This window comes from Lysinibacillus sp. A1 (assembly GCF_000801965.1).
Classification (GTDB): domain Bacteria; phylum Bacillota; class Bacilli; order Bacillales_A; family Planococcaceae; genus Lysinibacillus; species Lysinibacillus fusiformis.
The window spans coordinates 335,975-354,774 of the sequence record NZ_JSZM01000012.1 but is presented as its reverse complement, the minus strand read 5'-3'; the positions used below and the strand labels follow the sequence as shown (position 1 = coordinate 354,774).

General features: G+C 37.9%; 19 protein-coding genes and 1 other annotated feature. Of the genes, 1 reads left to right on the top strand and 18 read right to left on the bottom strand.

The annotated features are described in order from the left end of the window. Nucleotide 1: 1 nt before the first annotated feature. From PI85_RS11225 to PI85_RS11195, 7 genes are all read right to left on the bottom strand, one after another. A complete protein-coding gene (locus tag PI85_RS11225; protein WP_036123812.1) occupies nt 2-880 on the bottom strand; it encodes an aspartate carbamoyltransferase catalytic subunit in 879 nt (292 codons plus the stop codon). Nucleotides 881-1,072: 192 nt separating this feature from the next. After that, nucleotides 1,073-2,383: a uracil-xanthine permease family protein gene (locus PI85_RS11220; protein ID WP_031418932.1), complete on the bottom strand. Its 1,311-nt coding sequence runs from the start codon at nt 2,381-2,383 to the stop codon at nt 1,073-1,075. A 14-nt stretch (nt 2,384-2,397) separates the two neighbouring features. After that, complete coding sequence (gene pyrR, locus PI85_RS11215) at nt 2,398-2,946, bottom strand: bifunctional pyr operon transcriptional regulator/uracil phosphoribosyltransferase PyrR (RefSeq protein WP_025113865.1); 549 nt, start codon at nt 2,944-2,946, stop codon at nt 2,398-2,400. Between the two features lie 239 nt (nt 2,947-3,185). Continuing rightward, complete coding sequence (locus PI85_RS11210; protein WP_008173836.1) at nt 3,186-4,097, bottom strand: RluA family pseudouridine synthase; 912 nt, start codon at nt 4,095-4,097, stop codon at nt 3,186-3,188. Continuing rightward, nucleotides 4,094-4,573 (bottom strand): signal peptidase II, encoded by a 480-nt coding sequence (gene lspA, locus PI85_RS11205; protein WP_036123809.1) that lies wholly within the window; start codon nt 4,571-4,573, stop codon nt 4,094-4,096. The genes PI85_RS11210 and lspA overlap by 4 nt, the downstream gene beginning before the upstream one ends. Nucleotides 4,574-4,736: 163 nt before the next feature. Beyond that, nucleotides 4,737-6,305 carry a cation acetate symporter gene (locus PI85_RS11200; protein WP_036123808.1) on the bottom strand — a complete coding sequence of 523 codons (1,569 nt, stop codon included), beginning with the start codon at nt 6,303-6,305 and terminating at the stop codon, nt 4,737-4,739. A 23-nt stretch (nt 6,306-6,328) separates the two neighbouring features. Then, nucleotides 6,329-6,664, bottom strand: a complete 336-nt coding sequence (locus tag PI85_RS11195) for a hypothetical protein (protein WP_036123805.1) — start codon at nt 6,662-6,664, stop codon at nt 6,329-6,331. Between the two features lie 203 nt (nt 6,665-6,867). On the opposite strand from PI85_RS11195, the gene PI85_RS11190 reads away from it, so the two are divergent. Further along, nucleotides 6,868-8,073: an AraC family transcriptional regulator gene (locus PI85_RS11190; protein ID WP_036123802.1), complete on the top strand. Its 1,206-nt coding sequence runs from the start codon at nt 6,868-6,870 to the stop codon at nt 8,071-8,073. 111 nt (nt 8,074-8,184) lie between these two features. On the opposite strand, the gene ileS is transcribed toward PI85_RS11190, so the two are convergent. From ileS to ftsZ, 11 genes are all read right to left on the bottom strand, one after another. After that, the gene (gene ileS / locus PI85_RS11185) at nt 8,185-10,953 is read right to left on the bottom strand and encodes an isoleucine--tRNA ligase (RefSeq protein WP_036123800.1); all 2,769 of its coding nucleotides are present in this window, start codon (nt 10,951-10,953) and stop codon (nt 8,185-8,187) included. 112 nt (nt 10,954-11,065) lie between these two features. Then, nucleotides 11,066-11,293 (bottom strand) — a binding site (T-box leader). Nucleotides 11,294-11,393: 100 nt separating this feature from the next. Next, entirely contained in the window at nt 11,394-11,918 is a 525-nt protein-coding gene (locus PI85_RS11180; protein WP_036123797.1) for a DivIVA domain-containing protein, read from the bottom strand. A gap of 95 nt (nt 11,919-12,013) precedes the next feature. Then, nucleotides 12,014-12,802, bottom strand: a complete 789-nt coding sequence (locus PI85_RS11175) for an RNA-binding protein (RefSeq protein WP_036123794.1) — start codon at nt 12,800-12,802, stop codon at nt 12,014-12,016. Nucleotides 12,803-13,003: 201 nt separating this feature from the next. Further along, nucleotides 13,004-13,285: a YggT family protein gene (locus PI85_RS11170; protein ID WP_008173852.1), complete on the bottom strand. Its 282-nt coding sequence runs from the start codon at nt 13,283-13,285 to the stop codon at nt 13,004-13,006. A 20-nt stretch (nt 13,286-13,305) separates the two neighbouring features. After that, complete coding sequence (locus PI85_RS11165) at nt 13,306-13,803, bottom strand: cell division protein SepF (protein WP_031418927.1); 498 nt, start codon at nt 13,801-13,803, stop codon at nt 13,306-13,308. After that, complete coding sequence (locus PI85_RS11160; protein ID WP_036127677.1) at nt 13,787-14,491, bottom strand: YggS family pyridoxal phosphate-dependent enzyme; 705 nt, start codon at nt 14,489-14,491, stop codon at nt 13,787-13,789. Before PI85_RS11160 ends, PI85_RS11165 begins: the two co-directional genes overlap by 17 nt. A gap of 89 nt (nt 14,492-14,580) precedes the next feature. Further along, nucleotides 14,581-14,817, bottom strand: coding sequence for a PRC-barrel domain-containing protein (locus PI85_RS11155; protein ID WP_025113853.1), 237 nt, complete (start codon nt 14,815-14,817; stop codon nt 14,581-14,583). A 141-nt stretch (nt 14,818-14,958) separates the two neighbouring features. Continuing rightward, complete coding sequence (gene sigG / locus PI85_RS11150; protein ID WP_025113852.1) at nt 14,959-15,732, bottom strand: RNA polymerase sporulation sigma factor SigG; 774 nt, start codon at nt 15,730-15,732, stop codon at nt 14,959-14,961. Nucleotides 15,733-15,846: 114 nt separating this feature from the next. Beyond that, nucleotides 15,847-16,554, bottom strand: coding sequence for an RNA polymerase sporulation sigma factor SigE (gene sigE, locus PI85_RS11145; RefSeq protein WP_025113851.1), 708 nt, complete (start codon nt 16,552-16,554; stop codon nt 15,847-15,849). 13 nt (nt 16,555-16,567) lie between these two features. Then, on the bottom strand, nt 16,568-17,401 hold the full coding sequence (locus PI85_RS11140; RefSeq protein ID WP_036123791.1) for a sigma-E processing peptidase SpoIIGA: 834 nt from the start codon (nt 17,399-17,401) through the stop codon (nt 16,568-16,570). Nucleotides 17,402-17,593: 192 nt separating this feature from the next. Beyond that, nucleotides 17,594-18,751: a cell division protein FtsZ gene (gene ftsZ / locus PI85_RS11135; protein ID WP_025113849.1), complete on the bottom strand. Its 1,158-nt coding sequence runs from the start codon at nt 18,749-18,751 to the stop codon at nt 17,594-17,596. Nucleotides 18,752-18,800 lie beyond the last annotated feature (49 nt).

Here is an 18,800-nt window from a genome sequence, read left to right as displayed (position 1 = left end):
GTTATTCTCTCCCCCTTAAAATGGTTTCCACAATGGCCATCCGTGTGTAGACTCCATTTCGTACCTGCTCGAAAATTCGAGAACGTCCACACTCTACAAGCTCAGTAGCAATTTCTACATCACGATTCACTGGTGCTGGATGCATAATTATGGCTGATTCTTTCATTTGCTTTTCTCGTTCAATTGTTAAGCCGTATTCTTGATGGTAGCCTTCTTTCGAAAAGCTTTTATTTACTTTATGACGTTCATGTTGCACACGTAATAGCATAATGACATCGCTAATTTCGATTAAATCATCCCAAGAATGATGAGCTTCAAATCCTCCTGACCATTCTTCTGGACAAAGGAAGTGAACATTTGCCCCTAAACGTTGCAATGCATGGGCATTTGATTTTGCTACTCGACTATGTGAGATATCCCCAACAATCGTAATATTCAGCCCTTCAAAATAACCAAACTCTTTTTTTATCGTATATAGATCCAATAATGATTGGGATGGATGCTGCCCTGCGCCGTCTCCTGCATTGATGATAGCTACATTAATACCATTTAGTAGCTCATTATAATATTCATCTTCTGATGCTCGAATAATGACTGCATCTAAACCAATCATTTCTAAAGTTTTGACCGTATCGTACAATGTCTCCCCTTTAGTCACACTCGAAAATCCAGCGTCGAAAGGAATGATATGACAGCCAATTTTATGCTCAGCCATTTCGAAGCTTGATTTTGTCCGTGTACTTGGTTCGAAAAATAAGTTGGCAACGTTGTAAGTCCGAGATAACGATGATGTTTCACCATTTTCAAACGCTTGCGCAAGATCTAGGATGTGGTTAATCTCTTCTGTTGTTAAATGTTCCATCGATAATAAGTTCTTCATCATGTGACCCCCATAAGGTTGTGTGTCATGAACGTCTATGTATGACGTTCTTTTCATAAAGTAAAAGCCCCGTTGATGTCATCAACGAGGCATAAGGAGGCGTGACAAACTACAGCAGGGAAACATCCTTACTTTAGTCTATCCACAACTTCCCTTTTTTTGCCTCTCTGGACAATTCATTAAAAGGTACTACTATGAATTTTTATTTTGATTGTATGGTACAGGTTTTTCGGCTTCTTTCTTACCTGGTAATATGGCATTCAATAGGACACCGATGATAGCGGCTAGTGCCATTCCTTCAATACTTAATGATTCTGAAATGACGAACTTCGCTCCGCCAATCCCGATGACTAAAATCACTGAGGCAATGACTAGATTACGACTATTCCCGAAATCAATATGATTATCTACTAGCATTCGTAAACCACTAGCTGCGATAATACCGAAGAGCAAGATGGACACCCCTCCTAATACTGCGGTTGGAATAGTTGCAATCACTGCCATTGCTTTCCCGAAGAATGATAGTAAAATGGCTACTATTGCAGCACCCGCGATAACGTACACACTATAGACACGAGTAATTGCTAGAACTCCAATATTTTCACCGTAAGTTGTTTTAGGTGGACCACCGATTAGTGCACTTACGAATGTGCCAAGTCCATCACCTAATAGGGAGCGGTGTAAACCAGGTTCCTTAATGTAATCACGGTTAACTACTTTCCCTAATACAAGCTGATGACCAATATGTTCAGAAATCGTTACAATCACGATTGGTACCATGACAAGTAGGATTTTTGTTGTGATTTCAAATTCATAATGCACACCGGGTAGCAAGAAGTCTGGCATAGCAAAGAATTTTGCGTTGGCAATCGGTGTATAATCTACAATATCGACAATCATGGAGTAAATATAGCCTACGATTAAGCCCATCAAAATTGGCATTGTACTTAAGATTCCTTTAAAGAAAATCGTGAAGATAATCGCTGTAAACACTGTGACTAAAGCTGCTGAGAAGTGTAAAAAGCTATACTCCCCATTGACGTTCATCGCCATATTCACGGCCGTACCCGATAGGCCTAGTCCAATAACCATAATTACTGGTCCAACTACAATCGGTGGTAAAATTTTCATTATCCACTTATAACCACTTTTCCAAATGATTAAAGATACGATTCCATACGTGATTCCGACAGCCATTGCGCCAATCATGGCATTTCCTGGGTTTACACTGGAGCCATCCTCGTTCAAACCGCCTGCCGCCAATAATATGGGAGCAATAAAGGCAAAGGAGGAGCCTAAGTAAGCAGGTACCTGAAATTTTGTAATTAATAGGAAGAATATTGTTGCAATCCCACTTGTTAAAAGGGCAATTGCAGGGCTAAGACCTACTAACTGTGGCACTAAGATTGTTGAACCAAACATTGCAAACATATGCTGGAAACTTAATGTCACTAGCTGAAGTGGGGTTGGTTTATCCTTAATATCTAATACTGCGTTTGACATTTTGTTTCCTCACTTTATTGTTCGTCTTCTTTATAAATAATAACGCAATCTTCTCCATCCACATCTTGTAAATTGACAATGATGCGCTCAGAGCCAGAAGTCGGAACATTTTTCCCAACGTAATCTGCTCTGATTGGTAACTCTCGATGACCCCTATCAACTAAAACAGCTAGTTGAATTTGTCCAGGTCTTCCTAAATCCATGACAGCGTCTAGTGCTGCGCGAACTGTTCGCCCTGTATAAAGAACATCATCGACTAAAATAATTTTTTGATTTTTCACTTCATGCTCAATGTCAACTTGCTCGACATGTGCTTGTTCATTTTCATGCTTCATTGTTAAATCATCGCGATAAAGTGTAATATCAAGCTCTCCAGTACGAATTGGTTTACCTTCGATCTTTTCAATTCGTTGTGCCAAGCGTTTGGCTAGAAAAGCACCTCGTGTTTTAATGCCAACTAAAATACATTCATCAATTCCTTTGTTACGTTCAATAATTTCATGGGCAATACGTGTTAATGCTCGTGCCATTGAAGGGCCATCTAACAATTCATTTTGAGCCAAGTTCGTTTCCTCCTCTCTACAATCTAATGTGGCCATATGTCCATAAAAAAACCTCTCGAGGCGAATAGCCTGAGAGGGTTGTATACGTGTTTAAAAAGCATGTTGAAAAATTTGCAGCACAAATTTTTTGCAACACTATCACATGACCCTTCTCAGCCTCTCTGGACTGCTATTAAAGGTGAATATTTAGTTAGGTTGTTCATTCACTGTCGTTAGTATAGACTTTCTTTGCGTATACGTCAATGCTTATTTCGTAATTCATTTAATAATTGCTCATAATCAGCAGGAAGTGGTGTTTCAAACTCTAAGTATTCACCTGAAGAAGGATGATTGAAGCCTAGCGTTGCTGCATGAAGAACTTGTCCACCAAAATCAATTGTCTTTTTCGGTCCATACTTTGGATCTCCAACAAGCGGGAAGCCGATATAATTCATATGCACACGAATTTGATGTGTTCGTCCTGTTTCTAGACGGCACTCTACAAGCGTATAATCACCAAAGCGCTCTACCACATGGAAATGAGTAACTGCATGTTTACCATTATCCACAATAGCCTGCTTCTGACGGTCCTTCTGATCACGACCGATTGGCGCATCAATAGTCCCTTTATCATGTGCAATATGCCCATGTACAAGAGCAATATATTTACGAGTAACCGTTTTATTGACTAGCTGATCCACTAATGATTCATGAGCTACATCATTTTTGGCAACCATTAATAAGCCGGATGTATCTTTATCAATACGATGGACTATACCTGGACGCATAATCCCATTGATACCCGATAAATCTTTACATTGATACATTAACCCATTTACTAGCGTGCCTGTCAAATGCCCTGGTGCTGGATGAACGACCATACCCTTTGGTTTGTTCACAACAAGAACATCAGCATCCTCATAAACAATATCAAGTGCTAGATTTTCTGCGATTACATCAAGCGGTTCAGCTTCTGGTACATCGATAGCAATAACGTCCCCCGCTTTTACCTTATATTTTGGTTTCACAGCATCACCATTTACTTTGATATTTCCGTCACTAACCCAGTTCCCAATCTGCGTGCGCGACCATTCAGATTGTAAGCTTGAAAGTGCTTTATCAATGCGCTCTCCTTGCTGTTGTTCTTCGATTGTATATGTTACTTGCGTCATTGTTTCACCTGTTTCTTCTCTTTTTTATCTTCCATAATTAAGCCAATCATTAGTATAACAACAGCAATTGTCAATGCAGCATCTGCCACATTAAAAATTGGGAAATCATACTTAATAATCGGAATTAAAACATCTACAAAATCGACCACTTCTCCTCTAAATATACGATCGATAAAGTTCCCTATTGCTCCACCAAGTAATAGCATTAAACCCACTTGAAAAATTGGCTTCCCTTTTGCTTCTTTATGATAAAAATAGACAATAGCACAGATAACGGCAACTGTCACGATACTAAACAACCACATCTGCCCTTCTAGCATCCCCCATGCTGCACCTCTGTTACGATGAGATAAAATACCAAACCATGGGTCTAATAAAGCAATACGTTCACCATACTCCATATTTTTCACAATCAACCACTTTGTCCATTGGTCCAATAATACGACAAAGGCAGCCAATCCATAATATTTATACACAAACATTCCTCCGTTCGCTCAACATCTAACCTATTCTACCATATCAGCACCATTCACAATAACTAATATCACATCAAAATATGGCGGATTCCAAATCTCTTGAAAATACAAAAAAGCTATCTCTATCACTTTTTGAGCAATAGAAATAGCCAAACTTCTTGTTCTATACTGTTTCAGATTCTTTTGAATGGACCCGCTTCATAAAATCATTGACATCAGCAGGTACCTTTCGATCTAATAGTGACACAATAATCACTGATAAGAAACCGACAGGAACCGTCACAATCCCTGGAATTTTAAACTGTAAGAAACTCGGTAAAGTTCCTGGTAAAAAAATCATCCACATGGACACACCAAGTCCAATAAGTAATCCTGCAATGGCTCCTTTTTCTGTCATGCCTCTCCACCAAATACCTAAAATGAATATTGGCGTAAATGTACTTGCTGCGACTGTAAAGGCGAGCGCCACTAAATGACCGATAGATGCATCCTTAACAAGAAGCCCAAGTGCTCCATACAAAATACCCAATAGGACGATAGCTACTTTTCCAGCAATGACACGCTGTTTTTGCGTAATGTCCTTCTTCATAATGTTAGCATATAAATCATGAGCGAGTGCCCCAGAGCTTGTAATAAAGAGCCCTGAAAGATTGGAGAATATAGCTGCAAATGCCCCCGCTATAACTAAGCCAAGCAACCATTTACCACCTAGAGCTAGCGCTGTAGTCGGTATCACCATGTTGTTTCCGCCCAGTACAAGATCGCGCATAACCTCTTCACTCGCTGTTCCCGAGATAAAAATTGAACGACCAACAACACCCAAATAAACCGCTAATAAAAAGAATGTACTAGCAATCCCAATAGCCATCAGCGCGGATTTTCGAGCTGCTTTAGCACTTGGATTCGTATAAAAACGCAATAAAATATGAGGAAGTCCAATCGTTCCTAAAGCTAAACCAATCGTCATGCTAATCGTTTGCCAAAATGTTGGGAAATAAAAGCCTGTCCCTGTCCATGCGGCACCATCAAAATTAACGTCATTGCCATCTAAAGCATAGGGGGATGTGCCTGTAATAGGACCGCTAAAGGAATTAATAGCTGCAAGAATTTTATCGTAATGTAAGCCACTGTATACCGCTGCTACTAACATCACAATAAATGCGCCAAGACGAATCCACAGCTCCAATGCTTGATTAATAGTTGTTCCTTTCATTCCACCTATACCTACATAAAAAATCATAACAACACATGTAAAGATAATACCAAATTCATAGGATGTGCCGAAAAACATACTTAAAATTTGAGCAGCACCTAATAGTTGCGGAGCTGCATAAAAGCCTGAAATTGCTAATACTACCGCAACCGCTACTAGTCGTGCTCGTTTACTATGAAAACGATAGCCCAAAAAATCTGCTACCGTAAATGCACCAAATCGTCTCAAAGGGCCTGCTACAAATATAGCTAATAAGGTTAAACCAATTGAGAAACAAAAAGCATAATAAGCCCCGTCATATCCTAGTTGAAATGTTAAACCCGCAATACCGAGGAATGTGGCTGCACTTAAATAATCCCCACCGATTGCAGAACCATTTGTAAACCAGCCAAAGCTTCTGCCTCCTACAAAGAAATCCGATGCTGTTGCATTTCTTTTTGTTAAATACGTAATGTATACAATCGTTCCCATTAATGCAATGGTCATTAACATCTTTGGTTCTAAAAGAGCTTCTATCATTCAACTCATCCCCCTTGTTTCAACTACTTATTGGCTAAATCATATTTTTTCAGGCGTTTTTCGTACATGGCAGTGTGCACATAAGCGATAATAAATGCCATCGCCATCATGACAACAGTTGTCACAAACCAGGTTACCGTCATGCCACCCCACATTTTCTTAAAGGCAAATGCTGGTGCAAACCAATTCATAACAGGGATACTAAAAATTAATATAAAATAAAATACCGATAAGCCTAAACCCGTTGTAAATTCATCTTTCATAATTTTATTGGTCTCCGCATCTAGAGGTGGAAGATCCTTTACATCAATGGTGCCTGCCTCCACATATTCATAATCATGACTCCCTACTTCTGCCATAGCCAACTCCCCCTTTATTTGTATCAGTAAATAATTATCTGAAATTTCAAATTATTATTCACTACAATTATTTTATTCTATTTCAACTTCAATATAGATATAAAATATTGCTGTATTAGTACAAAAAAATGCTATTTTAAGTTAAAATATTTCTATCATTTTTATTCTTGGGGGTTGGTAGCATTTTAAAGGTGGTATGGTTTATGGAAAGCTCATTGGATAAGCAACAAATGAAAGATTGGTTAGACGAAGTTTTACCAAACGCTTTAATGGAGTGTAAAGAGCCAAAACCAGAAGATGACACCCTTATTGTCTATGAAGTCAATCGGTTATTTGATTGGGTGAAGATTAAGCGATTAAAAAGAAATTATCCTAATAGTATAATTGTCCCAATTGTTACAGAACACCTCACCTACTCGACTGGTATAGCAATTGAATTAGTTTTACCTGCACTTCTCATCAAACCTTTACAAAAATCAAAATTTTTACGAATTGTAAAAAAGTTACACACTTCCTATCAGGAGAAAAAGGGTAGCACACTTACCATGCTCGACCTGACACAACAAATTTCCCAACATCAAACTTCTCCTTTCCGAGAAGCTTTTTTAAAACGTCTTATACGCGGTGAGATTGATAATGAACAGGAAATCATACAATCTGCATCCTTTTTATCGACTAACTGTATTCCTAATACGGTGTTCTTAATACAAGGCTATATTGATGTAAATGAAGAGAGAGCTCATCCACAAGATGCATGTAGCATTATCACAACTGTTATTCAGCAGAAATTTGCAGATAAAGCCCCGTTATCCTTTTTACATTTTGAACGCTATTTACTTCTTCTTTTGCGAATTCCTAAAGACTATAACTCATTCAAGCATTGGTCAGAGGGCAAAGCATCTTTATTAGAGGTCATCGAGACACTAAAAAAGGACCATTGTATCCACCTTTTTATGGGGATTGGGGGCGTATTTCAGGATGCTATGCAAGTAAAGGAGTCCTATACTCAGGCAAGAAAAGCTCGAAGAAAACCGCCTATTGATAACATTCATATACGGTATTACGAAGATTTAACCAAGCACCAACAGCTTCAAAAGGCCATTCAATTTATAGAAGAGCATTTTGACGAACAGCTTTCTATAAGTGAAGTTGCGAAATATATAAGCTTTAGCCCAACACATTTTAGCAGGCTATTTAAAAAAGAAACGGGTCGCAATTTTGTTGACTATGTTGCCTTTACACGTATTATCAAAACTTTACCCTTTTTACGAAAGTTTGATTATACAGTTGATAAAATTTCCTCTACCTGTGGGTTCAATACACCGAATTATTACAGTCTAACCTTTAAAAAATATGTTGGAATATCGCCAACAGACTACCGCAATACGAAAGAAATTTTGTTTAAATAGGATGTAGTTTTTCGAGAATCTGCAAAAACCACATGAAAAAAGCAAGCCCCCTAAAGGAGACTTGCTTATAAGCTACATAGAATGCAGATTCTTATTATTCACTGATTCCAATTACGCGTAATATTTTTCTACTACTTCTGCACAGCGAGCACAAACTGTCGGATGTGCCTCATTTGCACCAACTGTTTCCGAAATAGACCAGCAACGTTCACACTTCTCACCTGTAGCCTTTTCAACAACAATGGATACATGTTCAAGTACCAAAGCATCTGCTGGTGCTTCTTCAATTGTAGCTACCTCAAAAGCAGAAACGATAGATAGTTGTGCAAAATCAATGTTTGCATCGTTCAATAATGCTACAATATCTTCTTTTGCATATACTGTTACTTTTGCTTCAAGAGACTTACCAATCGTTTTAGCATTACGAGCTTCTTCCAATGCTTTTAAAATATCATCACGTACATCAATGATTTTTTCCCATTTTGCACGAAGATTTTCAAAATTAGCTTGTACATCTTCCACTGGGAAGTCCGTTAATTGAACAGAAGCTTCCTCTACGATACCTTGAGCATGTAAGTATGACCACATTTCATCTGTAGTATGAGGGATGATCGGTGTCATAATTTTAACTAAAGTCATTAATGTATCGTAAATAACTGTTTGCATTGCTCGTCGATCTTTGTTGTCTGAACCTTCGATGTAAACTACATCTTTTGCAATATCTAAATAGAATGAAGATAACTCTACTGCTACAAAATTATTCACAACATGATAAACAGCAGCGAAATCATAACGATCATATGCAGCACGTACAGTTTTTAGGACATCCTGTAAACGCATATACACATATTGATCCATTTCACGAAGCTCTGCGTAGGCTACACGATCTTTTGTTGGATCAAAATCAGCAATATTGCCGTGTAGGAAACGGAAAGTGTTACGAATTTTACGATATACTTCTGATACTTGCTTCAACATATCCATAGAAATTCGCACGTCAGCAGTATAGTCTACAGAAGCAACCCATAGACGAAGAATATCTGCTCCATATTGATCCATTACCTTTTGTGGAATGATGACATTCCCTAATGATTTACTCATTTTACGACCTTCACCATCAAGAACGAAACCATGCGTTAAAAGTCCTTTATATGGTGCAAAGCCGTTAATAGCTACTGATGTAATAAGAGAAGAGTTAAACCATCCACGGTGTTGGTCAGAGCCTTCTAAATATAGATCAGCAGGGTATTTCATGCCACGTTCTACAAGTACACCTTGGTGTGAAGAACCTGAGTCGAACCATACGTCCATAATATCATTTTCTTTTGTAAATTCACCGTTCGGGCTACCCGGATGTGTAAAGCCTTCTGGTAACAACTCTTTTGCTGTTTTTTGGAACCAAATATTTGAGCCATGTTCACGGAATAGTGCTGAGATATGACTAATTGTTTCAGGTGTAATAATTGGTTCACCATTTTCAGCGTAGAAAATTGGAATTGGTACACCCCAAGCACGCTGACGAGAAATTACCCAATCTCCACGGTCACGAATCATATTGTAAAGACGTGTTTCTCCCCAAGCTGGTGTAAATGCAGTTGCTTTAACAGCCTCTAATAGCTCACCACGGAACGCTTCAACAGACGCAAACCATTGCGGTGTGGCACGATAAATAACTGGTTTTTTTGTACGCCAATCATGTGGGTATGAGTGTGAAATGAAACCAAGACTTTCTAATGCATCTACTTCTTTTAGCTTTTCTGTCACTAGTTTATTGGCATCATTATAAAAGACTCCCTCAAACCCAGGTGCTTCATCCGTATAGCAGCCACTGTTATCAAGTGGGCTAAGAATGTCTAAGCCATATTGCTTACTAATATGATAATCGTCTTCCCCGTGTCCTGGAGCTGTGTGAACACAGCCAGTACCTGCGTCAGCAGTAACATGTTCCCCTACCATTACAAGTGAATCACGATCATAGAAAGGATGTTGAGCGACAATACGATCTAATGCTTCACCCTTCACTTCTTGAACAACTTCATATGCTTCCCATTCTAGAGCAGTTGCCACAGTTTCTAATAAATCTTTTGCAATGATGAATTTTTTATTTGCTACTGCAACGACAACATAAACGAACTCAGGATTTAAAGAAATCCCTAAGTTTGCTGGTAATGTCCAAGGAGTTGTTGTCCAAATAACAAATTTAGCATCTGCTGGTACAACACCTTTTGCATCTTTAATAGCAAAGCTTACATAAATGGAAGGCGATTTAATATCTTTATATTCAATTTCTGCTTCAGCAAGAGCAGATTCAGAAGACGGTGACCAATATACTGGTTTTAAACCTTTATAAATATATCCTTTTTCCGCCATCTTTCCGAATACTTCAATTTGACGAGCTTCAAACTCAGGTTTCAATGTAATATACGGATTTTCCCAATTACCACGGATCCCTAAACGACGGAATTGATTTCGTTGATTGTCAATTTGCTCATATGCATATTCTTCACAAAGTTGACGGAAAGCTGCTACTGACATTTCTTTACGTTTGACACCTTTATTTGTCAATGCTTGTTCGATAGGAAGACCATGCGTATCCCAGCCAGGAATATAATTAACATGGTAACCAGTCATTGAACGATGACGTGTAATCATATCCTTTAATACTTTATTCAATGCATGTCCAATATGAATATCACCATTTGCATACGGAGGGCCATCATGAAGTACATATTCAGGACGACCTTCTGTACGCTCCATCTGTAATTTGTTAATATCCATCTCATTCCATTTATCTTGCATTTTTGGTTCATTTGCTGGTAAATTTCCACGCATTGGGAAATCCGTTTTTGGCATTAATAAAGTATCTTTGTATTCCACCATAAAAAAATCCTCCTTTATTTAACATCAAGCATATCGACACTCTTCTCATACGACAGTTATGGGCTAACTTTTCTGAAACAATTCGCGGACAAATAAAAAAAGCCCTCATCCACTAAGGGACGAGAAGCTTCTACTCGCGGTACCACCCTACTTGTAGCACAATCCAATAGGTTGCACTACCTCTTTCAAGCACATTAACGTCGTGCATCACGAAATAACTTACTTTTTTCAGTTATTTAGCTCAGAAGTGATGTTCATTGTTAGTTGCTTGTTTGGGCTTCCACTATCCCCAAATCGCTTCACCACGCCTAACAAATACTGTCTTCGTCTCTGCTTCTATGCATATGTCTGTACAAAATAATTGCTATTACAAAGTATATGAAATTCAAACAATCGCGTCAAGTTTCATTTAAATTTGATCCTCTCCACGAAAAGGCGAGTTACATATCTTCTGCTTCTTGCGCTTCATCTACAGAAGCTTGAATTTCTGTTAAATCGATATCATACTGAAGCAAATGATCCCAATCGTCTGCATTTAATAAATCAAGCTGGGCTTCAACAAGCATTTTGAAACGATTACGGAACACCTTAGATTGTTTTTTAAGCTCATCAATTTCAATTGTAACCTTACGTGCTTTCGTTAAAGCATCATTAACGATTCGATCAGCATTTTTCTCTGCTTCTTTGACAATAAGCTTTGCCTCTTTTTGAGAATTTCTACGTACTTCATCTGCAGCTTCTTGTGCAACCACAATAGATTTTTGTAAAGTTTCTTCTAAAGTGCTAAAATGCCTCGCTTGTTCTAAGGCCATTTCTAGTTGCTTATCAACCTCTTTTTTTTCGCGCAGCAAAATTTCATAGTCTTTAATAATTTGATCTAAAAATTCATTTACTTCATCTTCAGCATATCCTCTGAAAGCTTTTGTAAACTCCTTATTATGTATATCAATAGGTGATAATGGCATACTATCCTTCTCTCCTTTTCGTGTACATTCGTATTTCCTATTATACAATTCTTCCGACAACTTAGCAGTATAAATTAATGAAATTTACTTTTCTTTTAGCTTTTTTGGGCCAATCGACCGACTTGTAGACGGATTTTATCTTTTTTTGTACGGCCTTCTGTCATAATTATTTTCATACGACCGCTCCCTCTTATCGATAAAATATCGCCTTCTTGTAATTCAAAAGCAACGGCATCACGCTCTGTCCAATTTACACGCACTTTTTTACCAGTAATTAAAGCCTGTGCTTTTTGACGAGACACTTTTAAAACGGTTGCCATAATAACATCTAATCGCATGGAGGTAACCGTGTGAGCTTCCTCCAGCCATTCATCTTCATTAATAAGAAGAGGCTCCTGTTCTTTAAGGGATTCGACATGTACCTTTACTTTACCAATGCCCGTTAAATGTAAACGGACATATTCTGCCACTTCTCGTGCAACGACAAATTGGATTTGATGCTCACTCACGCGAATATCACCGAATTTATTTCGATTTAACCCTAACGATAACAAGGCTCCTAAAACATCTGGATGGCGTAATTGTACAAATTTAACGGGATACTGAAGTGTAAAAGCTGTCAGTTGAAAGTCTTTATCAGTAGGCTCATAGTAGGCTGGATAAATGAGCATACGTTGTCTCTCCGCCTCATTAAATAGTCCCGCACATAATGTATTCATTGAGTCATCCTGTCCAATAATAGATGTCACTATAAAGCGCTGTCTTGGATCAAGAAAATCAGTCAGCTTAGGTGCATAGCGATCCTCTACCTCCCGCTGCCAGCTTATTACCTGTTCAATAAAAGGTTGCTCATCTTTCCGAAAATGCTGAATCAAGTGCTCCATCTCGTTGTCTCCTCTTTCATCGTTCCTATTTACTTCAATGATTGGATAAACATAGTATTCCCAATCATCGGTACTTTGACATCATGGCATTAAATTTTTTTCGAGTTCACTCGAATAGTCACTATAAAATTCGCGACGTCTGCTTTTCTTCTATTTTCTATATAAATAAAAAACCCCCACTAAAACGTGAGGATTTTATATTTATACGAACATAAGAAATAATTTCTGAATGACTATCACAAGTCCTCTTTCAATAAAATTCAGCATAAAGATTGCCACAATTGGTGAAATATCAATCATACCAAGCGGTGGGATAAACTTTCGGAATATCCCCAAATAAGGCTCACACACTTTTTCAAGCATTCGTCCAATGGCTGAATTTTGAGCGGCAGGCACCCAAGACATTAAGATATATGCAATTAGCATAAATGAATAAATCCTAAATGCTAATGATACATAACCAAGTATTATAAAAAAAGTCATATAAACTACAATCCTCGCTATTAATTATCGTCTAAAATAAAGTTTGTAATTTCACCAGTCACTTCTACATTGTCTGGAGTGCAAAGGAAAATATCTTTTCCGATACGTTGTATATCCCCTGCAAGGGCATAAACTGTGCCACTTAAAAAATCAATAATGCGTTTACCTTGCTCTCGCTCAATACGTTGTAAATTGACGATAGCTGCACGTTTATTTTTTAAATGTTCCGCGATATCTTGTGCTTCTGCATAGACTCTAGGCTCTATTAAGACAACTTTTGCACCTTTGGAACTCATCGCAGCTTGTAGGCTGACAATATTATTAGGAGTAGCTGTACTTTGTGGCACAATTTCATGGATCGATGCCTTACGTTCTTTAATTGTTTTTTTAGGCTTTACTGAATGAATCGGTTGCTGTTGTTGTACGGGTTGTTGCTGCTGAATAGGAGCTTGCGTGATTTCTTCTTCTAGTTCTTCTTCAAGGTAAAAGAAGTTTTTAATTTTATTTTTCATGCTCATCCTGTTCCCCTCTTTCATTTCCAACAAGAGCCGTTCCGACTCGAACAAAAGTAGCCCCTTCCTCTACCGCAATTTCAAAGTCATTAGACATGCCCATTGATAACTCGGTACAAGGTGCGTGTGCGAATCCTTGCTCGGCTATTTGCTGTTGACATTGTTTTAATTGCTTAAATACAGTACGAATAAGTGCTTCGTCTTCTGTGTTTGGTGCCATTGTCATCAAACCGACAACTTCGACTTTTGTAAAACTTTTCAATGATTCTACAAAAGGTAAAACTTCTTCCATGCTTAAACCATGTTTTGATTCTTCCCCTGAAACATTTACTTGTATAAAACATTTTACAGGTTTTACTGCTCTTTTTTCAATTTCTTCTGCTAAACTCAAACGATCTAATGAATGTAAATAATCAATGCTGTTAATCACTTGTTTTACTTTACGTGTTTGTAGGGACCCGATATAATGCCAATTGACATGAGCTTGAATCGCAGATAGTTTACGATTTAAACCTTCAGGTCGGTTTTCTCCTAAATGAGTCAATCCAGCTGCGATTGCTTCTTGGGTTCTTTCTACAGAAACCTCTTTCGTCACAGCTATTATTTGAACATTATTGGCTTCACGATTGACTCTTGTTTCTGCTGCTGCTATTAAATCATTTAGTTTGTTTAAATTTGCTAAAATTTTTGTCACTGTTTTTCCCAACTTTACAACATTAGTTTCTCTTATTGTAACAAGCAATGCTTGATTTATCAATGAATAGCCTGACCTATGTCAGCCTTTTAGGAAAGTGCCTTTACCAAAATGACATCCTTGCCAACGACAAGCACATCCTTCATATACACTTTTCTTACAGATTCTTCTCCTTTAAAAAAACCAAGATATTTTCGGGGCTCGGCAATTAAAAATGCTGTTACATAGCCCGTTTCTTTTGATACCTCAGCATCTACCACAAATCCTATAAATCGTCCATTTCCTGCTTCAATTACTTCTTTTTGTTGTAATAATGAGAACCGCAATGAAAAACCTCCTCTATCCATTACTCTTTCATCTAAATTATTTTTCTCTATCATCAAACTTTGCTGTCTCTTTATATTTATGTATCAATCGTTCATTGAATGAAGATAAAATGCGCACCGAATAATTCGATGCGCATTTTTTTATTTGTAATCTTTTTGCATTGTTTCAATTGCATTTTTTTCAAGACGTGAAATTTGTGCTTGTGAAATCCCTAATTCCTTAGCAATCTCAGTTTGTGTTTCACCATAATAAAAACGTTTTGCCACGATCATTTGCTGACGTTCATCTAGTTTTTGCAAGCTTTCCTTTACCGACACATAGGCAACCCATTGATCTTCTGATACATCATCATCACGTAATTGGTCCATCATATAGACAGCGTCCCCTCCATCTGAATATATAGGCTCTTGTAATGACATAGGGTCTTGAATGGCATCTAAAGCAAATAAAACATCTTCTTTTTTCATCTCGATCATGTCAGCAATTTCTTCAATCGTTGGTTCGCGCAAATTTTCGGTTATCCACTGTTCTTTTGCTTGCATTGCCTTATACGCAATATCTCTTAAAGAACGAGATACGCGTAATGCATGATGATCACGCAGATGGCGACGAATTTCACCAATGATCATTGGGACAGCATATGTTGAAAATCTTACATTATGCTTTAAATCAAAATGATCTATGGCTTTCATGAGGCCAATACAGCCTACTTGAAATAAATCATCTGCCTGTTCACCTCTATAGGCAAATCTACCAACAATACTTAGCACTAACCTTAAATTGCACATGACAAGCTCTTCTCTGATTTCAGTTTCACCAGCTTGTAAACGAATGAAGAGTTCCTTCATTTCCTCGTGCTTTAAAATTGGCAAAGTCGATGTATCTAAGCCGCAAAGATCTACTTTTGTTCGCATATTCGATTCCTCCGGATGTTATTCTCTGACTAAACCGTGACATCAGTTTGTCCGAGAGAAACAAGAATATGCACAAAAGCTATGACCAATTTTAGGTAGGTTAATTTTCCCTTTCTAAGAAATTGGTTGATTTAAATTTTCACGTAAATCTTGAATAATTTTCTTTTCTAAGCGGGAAATATAGGATTGTGATATCCCTAAATGATCTGCCACTTCTTTTTGCGTCATTTCCACTTTCCCATTGAGACCAAAACGGCATTCCATAATATATCGTTCACGTGCACCTAATAAATTAATGGCATGGAACATATGCTGACGTTCAATTTTTTTCTCCACATTATCAAGAATAATGTGCTCTTCTGTACCTAAAATATCTGATAGTAATAATTCATTTCCATCTGCATCAGAGTTTAATGGTTCATCTAATGACACTTCACCCTTCATACGACTAGTTTTTCGTAAGTGCATTAAAATTTCATTTTCAATGCATCGTGATGCGTAAGTTGCAAGCTTAATATTTTTATCTGTATTGAACGTTTCAATCGCCTTTATTAACCCGATAGAACCAATGCTGATTAAATCTTCAATTGGCGTCCCCGTATTGTCGAAACGTCTAGCAATATAAACAACAAGACGTAAATTACGTTCAATTAGTGTGTCTCTAGCACGTAAATCACCTTTCATAAAGGATGCAATGACTGTAACTTCTTCTTCTCGACTTAGTGGCACTGGCAATGAATCATTTCCCCCTATATAGTACGTTTCACGACTACGAAACTTACTCCAAAATTTTTTCAAGCTAGCAAGTAGCCTAAGAAGCAATAGTTCTCCCCCTCTATGAGTTATTTGAAAGCGCTGAAAAATGTAAAATTGCTGCTGTGCTATGTGGAAAATTTTTAGCTTTTTTTGTTAAAACGATATATTCATTCGATTTCACCTGTGAAGGCTCCCCCTTTATAAGCCATTCATCAAAGCGAAAACCTAATACAACAGTTTGTTGCTGTACAGTATTGATATGAATAAATCGTATATAACGCTGATAATCTTCTGAAAACATAGATACATTGTACGGATCTGTTTCTTGCCATTCTACTAATGATTTGCGGAAATCCGCAGGTAAATGTGGACTTAAAGCTGTATATGAGACGAAATGAACGGGCTTACCTGAAAGTGGCTCAATTGCTTGGTTGCCTGTATCCACAAAAGCTGAAAGTGGTATTAGAGAACCAAAGATTTTTAAAGTTGTTTCAAATACAAATTGTCCACTTAAACGCTCTAGCTTCACAAACCCCCATTGCTTATAGAATGCAACGAGATTTAAAACTGCGAGTACAAAACAAATCATTATAAAATGGGTGGCAGAAAGATTTTTAAAAAAAGGTTGTAGTGCTGTTAACAATCCGCCGATAACGATCGTTGCTGTTAAAACGATCGGTCCTTGCTTTTGGAAGCTCCGAATCTTAAAGCGAAAAGCTATACCTATGAGTAATATAAAACTAAGAACCGTTGTCCACAGCATTTGACCGCCAATTACAGCTACTAAACTACTACAAAACGAACTCATTAATAATCTTGAATTCTTGACCAAAACCCCTGTTACTCTTGCCGTAAACGTGAGTATCGCTAGATTGAAAAGCGTATTAATGAGCACCAGCCATTCTCCATACATAACAGCCGCCTCCTACTTACAAAGTTAGCACGTTACACCCACAAATATTGTCAAACAATCGCATCATTTCCTTAAAATGTTTTGACAAAATACATGGTTTCCTTACACAAATGAACATCTCGACAACAAATATAAAAAGCTCGTATTTTACATATGTAAAATACGAGCTTTTTAGAAGTTGTTTTATTTCAATTAACCACGATTTTTGCGATTACGTAAAAATGCTGGGACCTCAAGCATGTCATCCTGTGCATAATGTTGCTGATTTTGACGTGGCTGCTCTTGTTGAACATGCATTTCTTGTCGTTGTTCACGAATTGGTGCTTGTTGTTGTGGAGCAGATTGTCTATTCATATTAAGTGACGGTTTAACTGTATGACGTTGTTGTTGTAAAGCTTCTTCCGAGAAGCCTGTTGCGATAACTGTCACAATGATTTCATCTTTTAGGTTTTCATTAATGACAGAACCGAAAATCATATTTACTTCTTCATCAGATGCAGAAGCTACAATATCTGCTGCTTCTTGTACTTCAAATAAGCTAAGATTAGAGCCACCTGTAATATTCATAAGAACACCTTTAGCACCATCGATAGATGATTCTAGTAAAGGACTCGAAATGGCTTTCTTTGCTGCTTCTGAAGCACGGTTTTCACCAGTAGCAATACCGATACCCATTAATGCTGAGCCTTTGTTTGACATAATTGTTTTCACGTCTGCAAAGTCTAAGTTAATAAGACCAGGCGTTGCGATTAAATCAGAAATACCTTGGACACCTTGACGAAGTACGTTATCCGCTTCTCTGAAAGCTTCTAACATTGGTGTTGATTTATCGACAATTTGTAATAGCTTGTCGTTCGGGATAACAATTAGCGTATCCACGGCTTCTTTCATACCACCAATTCCGCCGATAGCCTGTGTTTGACGTTTACGTCCTTCAAACGTAAATGGACGTGTCACAACACCTACTGTTAGTGCTCCTAACTCACGAGCAATTTGTGCAATTACTGGCGCTGCACCAGTACCAGTTCCTCCACCCATACCGGCAGTGACGAATACCATGTCTGCGCCACGTAGAACTTCTTCTAATTGCTCACGACTTTCTTCAGCCGCTTTTTTTCCTACTTCTGGATTAGCACCTGCACCTAATCCACGCGTCAGTTTAGCACCAATTTGAAGCCTAACCTCCGCCTTTGATAAATTCAATGCTTGTGAATCTGTGTTAACTGCGATAAAGTCAACACCTTGTACACCATGTTCTATCATTCGATTGACAGCGTTGTTACCGCCGCCACCAACACCTATGACCTTTATTACTGCAAGTTCATCTACATTTGTATCAAATTCTAACATCTCTTTTTCCTCCCACGGTAACTCGACTCTGTATCAATCATTACGCATT